Source organism: Dyella sp. (assembly GCF_035508675.1).
GTDB lineage: Bacteria > Pseudomonadota > Gammaproteobacteria > Xanthomonadales > Rhodanobacteraceae > Dyella_B.
The window spans coordinates 1-5626 of record NZ_DATJMN010000332.1 but is presented as its reverse complement, the minus strand read 5'-3'; the positions used below and the strand labels follow the sequence as shown (position 1 = coordinate 5626).

General features: G+C 63.7%; 7 protein-coding genes and 1 tRNA gene. 3 read left to right on the top strand and 5 right to left on the bottom strand.

The features are described 5' to 3' along the window. The 3 genes from VMA74_RS17865 to pcnB all read right to left on the bottom strand — a co-directional run. Window positions 1-384 (bottom strand): 3-methyl-2-oxobutanoate hydroxymethyltransferase (locus VMA74_RS17865; RefSeq protein ID WP_325369421.1); only part of this gene is annotated, 384 nt, incomplete at its 3' end. Window positions 385-439: 55 nt separating this feature from the next. After that, entirely contained in the window at window positions 440-922 is a 483-nt protein-coding gene (gene folK / locus VMA74_RS17860; RefSeq protein WP_325369423.1) for a 2-amino-4-hydroxy-6-hydroxymethyldihydropteridine diphosphokinase, read from the bottom strand. After that, window positions 919-2271: a polynucleotide adenylyltransferase PcnB gene (gene pcnB, locus VMA74_RS17855; protein ID WP_325369419.1), complete on the bottom strand. Its 1353-nt coding sequence runs from the start codon at window positions 2269-2271 to the stop codon at window positions 919-921. The genes folK and pcnB overlap by 4 nt, the downstream gene beginning before the upstream one ends. Before the next feature lie 373 nt (window positions 2272-2644). On the opposite strand from pcnB, the gene VMA74_RS17850 reads away from it, so the two are divergent. Then, window positions 2645-2720 (top strand) — tRNA-Glu (locus tag VMA74_RS17850). Between the two features lie 51 nt (window positions 2721-2771). Further along, window positions 2772-3095: a ferredoxin FdxA gene (gene fdxA / locus VMA74_RS17845; protein WP_325369417.1), complete on the top strand. Its 324-nt coding sequence runs from the start codon at window positions 2772-2774 to the stop codon at window positions 3093-3095. A 132-nt stretch (window positions 3096-3227) separates the two neighbouring features. Here fdxA and VMA74_RS17840 read toward each other — a convergent pair whose 3' ends face one another. Both VMA74_RS17840 and dapA read right to left on the bottom strand, forming a co-directional pair. Beyond that, window positions 3228-3821, bottom strand: coding sequence for a hypothetical protein (locus VMA74_RS17840; RefSeq protein WP_325369415.1), 594 nt, complete (start codon window positions 3819-3821; stop codon window positions 3228-3230). A 48-nt stretch (window positions 3822-3869) separates the two neighbouring features. Continuing rightward, window positions 3870-4763, bottom strand: coding sequence for a 4-hydroxy-tetrahydrodipicolinate synthase (gene dapA, locus VMA74_RS17835; RefSeq protein WP_325369413.1), 894 nt, complete (start codon window positions 4761-4763; stop codon window positions 3870-3872). Between the two features lie 120 nt (window positions 4764-4883). Here dapA and VMA74_RS17830 point away from each other — a divergent pair, with 120 nt between their 5' ends. Next, window positions 4884-5447, top strand: a complete 564-nt coding sequence (locus VMA74_RS17830) for a glycine cleavage system protein R (protein ID WP_325369411.1) — start codon at window positions 4884-4886, stop codon at window positions 5445-5447. Window positions 5448-5626: the final 179 nt, after the last annotated feature.

Here is a 5626-nt window from a genome sequence, read left to right as displayed (position 1 = left end):
CGCGGCGCCTTCGATCTTCACCATCGCCGCACCCGCCTCGCCCACCAGGCGCGCGCCGGCCTCCAGGGCATAGTCGACGTTGCGATCGGCCATGAAAGGCATGTCGGTCACCAGCAACGACGCCGACAATCCGCGCGCCACCATGCTGGTGTGATAAACCATGTGATCGAGCGTCACCGGCAACGTGCTGCGCTGGCCTTGCACCACCATGCCCAGCGAATCGCCGACCAAGGCGACGTCGACATCGGCGATCTCCAGTTGCGTGGCGAAGCTGGCATCGTATGCGGTAAGCATCACGATCTTGCGCCCTTGCGCCTTCATGGCGTGCAGGCTCGGTACCGTGACCGGCTTGCGAGCGGGAGCGCTGGCGTTTTCCACGTACACGGCCATTCCTTCATGCATTACGGTGAACAATTATCGGGCGCGAAACGGCTAGCGCTCAAGCAAAGAGTGTGCAGCCTTGCGTATCAACGGCCCGCAGAAGCTCTGCCACCCTGCCTTGCCCCGGAATGTCCAGCTCAGGCGCAACATCATGCAGCGGCAACAGCACGAAGGCACGCTCGGCGAGGTGCGGATGAGGCAAGGTCAGGCGCGCGCTGTTCACGGTTTTGCCGGCGACGTGGAGCAGATCCAGATCGAGCGTGCGAGGCCCCCAGCGTTCACCGTTGCGCTCGCGCCCGGCGGTGCGCTCGATGTTCAGCAAGGCATCGAGCAGATCGTGCGGTTCCAATAGCGTTTCCAGCGCCACCACGGCGTTGAGAAAATCCGGCTGATCGAGTTTGCCCCACGGCGGGGTGCGATAGATGTGCGAACGGCCAACCATCTCGGTGTCCGGCAATGCCGCCAACGCCTCGATGGCTTCGAGCAGGTGTTGGTTTGAATCGCCAAGGTTGCTGCCCAGCGCGACATAAGCGCGCATCAGGCCGTCCCGGATTTGCCGGCAGCCGGCTTGCGTCGCCGCTTGCGCTTGCGTGGCGCACTTGCGCGCGCCGGCTCCGCTGCTTCGCCCGCGGCATTGGAGTGGTGCAGCGGCAGCGCAGCGGCGAGCGATTCGTGCGGCAGTTGCTGCGCGTGCGCCCACCATTGGCCCAATTCGCCGATCGCGGGCGATTCGGCCGCGCGCAGCAGCAGGAAATCGAAGGCGGCACGGAAACGGGGATGAGTCAGCAGACGGAATACCTTCTTGCGCTGGATCTGCTCGAAGCGCGGCTGCAGCGACCAGATTTCTTCCATCGTGATGGTGAAACGGCGCGGGATCGCCACGCGCTGGCATTGTTCGGAAACGACGTGCACGGCAGCACGCGCCCAGGCATCGTTGGCATCCTTGCCCTGCGTCACCCAGGTGTGCGCCAGATCGCGCACCTCTCCCCACAACAGCACGGCGAACAGGAACGCCGGTGTGACCGACTTGCCTTCGGCTATGCGCGCATCGGTGTTTTCCAGGCCATGCTCGATCAGCAGGCGCAGCGGCTTGTCGCCACGCTTGAGTGCACGCGCGGTGGCCGGGAACATGAACTTGAGCAGCCCGCATTCCTCGAGCATGCGGAAACTCTTGCGGCCGTAGCCGGCCAGGAACATCTTCAGCGATTCGTCGAACAAGCGCGCCGGCGCCACGCTGCTGAGCAACGGGCCAAGTTCCGCGAACGGCGCGGAAGCGGACGGGTCGATGCGGAAATCCAGCTTGGCCGCCAAGCGTACGGCGCGCAGCATGCGTACCGGATCTTCGCGGTAACGCGTGGCCGCATCGCCAATGAGGTGCAGCACCCGGTTCTGCAGGTCCTGCATGCCGCCAACGTAGTCGCGCACGGAGAAATCGCTGATGTCGTAGTACATCGCGTTGACGCGGAAGTCGCGGCGCAGCGCGTCTTCTTCGATCGAGCCCCACACGTTGTCGCGCACGATGCGGCCGTCCACGATGTGGCGATCGCCTTCGCTTTCCTCATCGCTGGTGCCGCGGAATGTGGCCACCTCGATGATCTCGTTGCCATACACCACGTGCGCCAGGCGGAAGCGGCGGCCGATCAGGCGGCAGTTGCGGAACAGCTTCTTCACTTGGTCCGGCGTGGCGTTGGTGGCCACGTCGAAATCCTTCGGATGCCCGCCCAACAACAGATCGCGAACGGCGCCGCCGACCAGATAGGCGTTGTAGCCGGCTTCGTTCAGGCGATAGAGCACACGCAAGGCAGCCTTGCTGATGTTCTTGCGGGAAATCGTGTGCTGCTCGCGCGTAAAGATGCGCAGGGCGAGCTTGGCGTCGTTTCCAGCCCGCATTCTCACGCCCCTCCGCGAGGGCGGCGAGCCATCAGCGCATGGCGCGATGCGCACTGAAAGCGAATGAAGGCGTGCTCCACCGCATGTCGGGCTCGACCGAGGGAGCTGCGCGCCGCAGGCCGCGCGGATCGTTGGCCGCCATGGAAGGAGTGCGAGAAATGCGAGCTGACTGTGGGATTCAAGCGATCGAAATCCTTACGAGTTTCCACATCTGAAAGAAGTCTGGCCGAGCACGTCCGACGTGTGTCGATACCCATCCTGCGCCGGCCTTGAAAACATTGTCCTGCAAGCGTTCCCGCTTGGGCGAGGGCACTGTCTCAAAGCGTTGCCGGGCGAGACAATTCAGCTATACTAGCGCGCTTCGCGACAATCCGCTCCCATCGTCTAGTGGCCCAGGACACCGCCCTCTCAAGGCGGGAACACGAGTTCGAACCTCGTTGGGAGCGCCACCGCCCATTCAGTATGATCGGCTTCCCGATCCATAGTAGGCACACGACAGCATGACCTTCGTCGTTACCGACAACTGCATCAAGTGCAAATACACCGATTGCGTCGAAGTCTGTCCGGTCGACGCCTTCCATGAAGGCCCCAACTTTCTGGCGATCGATCCTGACGAGTGCATCGACTGCACGCTGTGCGAGCCGGAGTGCCCGATCAACGCGATCTATCCGGAGGACGACGTGCCGGCCGGCCAGGAACATTTCACGGCCTTGAACAAGGAACTCGCCAAGGCGTGGCCGGTGATCACGGTGCGCAAGGATGCCTTGTCGGATGCGAAGGAATGGGAAGGCAAGCCGGACAAGTTGAAGTTGCTTGAGCGCTGAGGCTTGAAGCCGTAAATCGTCAATCGGGAATCGGGAATCGGGAATCGATAACAGCCGACGACGACGCACCCAACGCAAAAAGGCCCCGCATGACGGGGCCTTTTGCTTTTTCCGATTGGCGATTCCCGCCAATTAACCCTTGCCGCCCAGCCGCGACTTCAGGCTGTCGACCACCTTGGCCACCGCCGCTGCATCACCCTGCGCGCGCACTTCGCTCGAACCCTGGCCGCTGTTGGCGACGGTCACCACCACTTCGCGCGGGGCTACGCCCGGGCCGTTCGAACTGCTGCTGCCGTGACCGAACATGCGGCTGAAGAAGCCCGCCTTTTCCGCCGGCTGGTCGGAGGCCAGCACGCTCAGGGTGTAGTTGTGCGCAGCGTCGTCATGGCTCTTCAGCGTGCCGATTTCGCCATTGCTCAGCGCCTCGCCCACGCGGCGATAGGTGTTGTCCACCGTATCGGCCAGGATGAAGCCATCGGTGATCGTGCCGGGGTTATTGCCCACGCGCGCCGTCGCGCCATTCGCGGTCGGCTGGTTGCTGCCCTGCGGCGGAATCACCAGCGCAGCGCTGGCGTTGGGCGTGTCCATGCCCGGCGGAATTTCCAGCGGCGATTCCTGCTTGGCCGACTGCCAGGCTTTCTCGGAACGGAAGATGCCGCAGCCCGAAAGGAGCAAGCCAGTCAAAACCAAGGCCGGCAGGGCGACGGCTAGGGAAGATTTCTTCATGTAATGGATTCCGTTGTGTTCCGAAAGGATAGTGAGAAGCCGGCCAGACTAAGCGGCATCCGCCAAGGATGCCAGAGTCGCCAAGGACTTGCGTAGCTGCTCGCGCGCCGGCCCTTGCTCCAGCTCCACCAGCGGCAGGCGCGGCATCGCCGTGCCGAGGCCCAGGTCCGGCAAACCGGCCTTTACCGCGATCGGGTTGGGCGCGCAGTTGAGCGCCTGTACCAGCGGTTCGAGCGCGGCATTGCAGCGTGCAGTGGCGGCGCGGTCGCCTGAAGTGGCCGCATCGCACAACGCACGGAAAGCCCTGGGCGCCAGGTTGGCTACCACCGAGATGACGCCGGCGGCGCCTGCCAGCATGGCTTGCGCCCCGCTGCCATCGTCGCCGGACAGATAGACGAAATCCGGCCGCGCAAGTTCCGCACTGCGCTGGATGCGCTCGGCATCGGCGCGCGCTTCCTTGATGCCGATGATGGCCGGGTGATCACGCAACACCGCCGTGGTTTCCGGCGCCAGGTCGCACGCCGTACGGCTGGGCACGTTGTAGAGGATCACCGGCAGGCCACCGCGATCGGCCACTTCCAGGAAATGGCGGCGCAGGCCTTCTTGCGTGGGGCGCACGTAATACGGCGCCACCACCAGGGCGGCATCCGCGCCGAGCGAACGGGCGCGCTGCGTCAGCGCCACGGTTTTGGCGGTGCCGGCCTCGCCGGTGCCGGCGACGACCGGAATACGGCCGGCGACATGCTTGACCGCAAAGGCCAGCAGGCGATCGTATTCATCGTGTTCGAGCATGTGGGCTTCGCCGGTGGAACCAGCGACGACCACCGCCTGGGTGCCGCCCGCGATCTGGAAATCGAGCAGGCGGCCGAATGCCGCCAGGTCGAGCGCCCCATCCGAGCCGAATGGAGTGACCAGCGCGCAGACGCTTCCGTGAATCTTCATGGCGCGATCCGCACAGTACAAAATATGGACATGGCATCTTACTTGCGGGCTCGCGGGACGGGCAAGTAAGCTGGCGTATCGTTCGTCGTCATCCCGCACGACGCGGGGTCGCCACCATCCATGTCCACCAACCCTTTTTCCGCGCGATCCAGCAATGATCATCAACTGCTGATCCAGACGCTGACGCCGGCCACGCGTACACCGCTGCTCGCACTGGCCCGGCGCATTGCCGATGCCGGCTGCAATCTTTCCGATGCGCGCGTGTCGACCATCGGTGCCGATACCTCGCTCACCCTGCTCGCCAGCGGCGCCTGGGATGCGGTGGCCAAGCTTGAAACTGCCCTGGCCAAACTGGCGCGCGAGGAGGAGCTGCGTCTTACACATTACCGCACCAACCCGCGCGAACCGAGTGGGCACCTGCTGCCGTATCTGGTGGAAGTGGTGTCGTCCGACCGCCCCGGCATCCTGGTCAAGATCGTCGATTTCTTCAGCCGCCACGACATCAGCGTGGAGCAACTGAGCTCGATGCGTTACCAGGCCATGCAGACCGGCGCCGCGATGTTCCAGGCCCAGTTCACGATTGGTGTTCCGGACCGACTACACATCGCCGCCTTGCGCGACGATTTCCTGGAGTTCTGCGATGGCCTGAATCTGGATGCCATCATGGATCCGGTGAAATTCTAGGATGCTCCGTAAGAAGTAATCTGACAAGGCTGTTTCCGTCACACAACACGCGCTAGTCTCCGCTCCAGCAAGTGCAACACCCAAGCTGGCTAGCGGAGAGCCCATGCCCGAACTAGGCAAGAAAGTCCCCAAGCTGCAAGGCGTCACCGGCGACGGCAGTACGCTTAAGCTCGAATCAC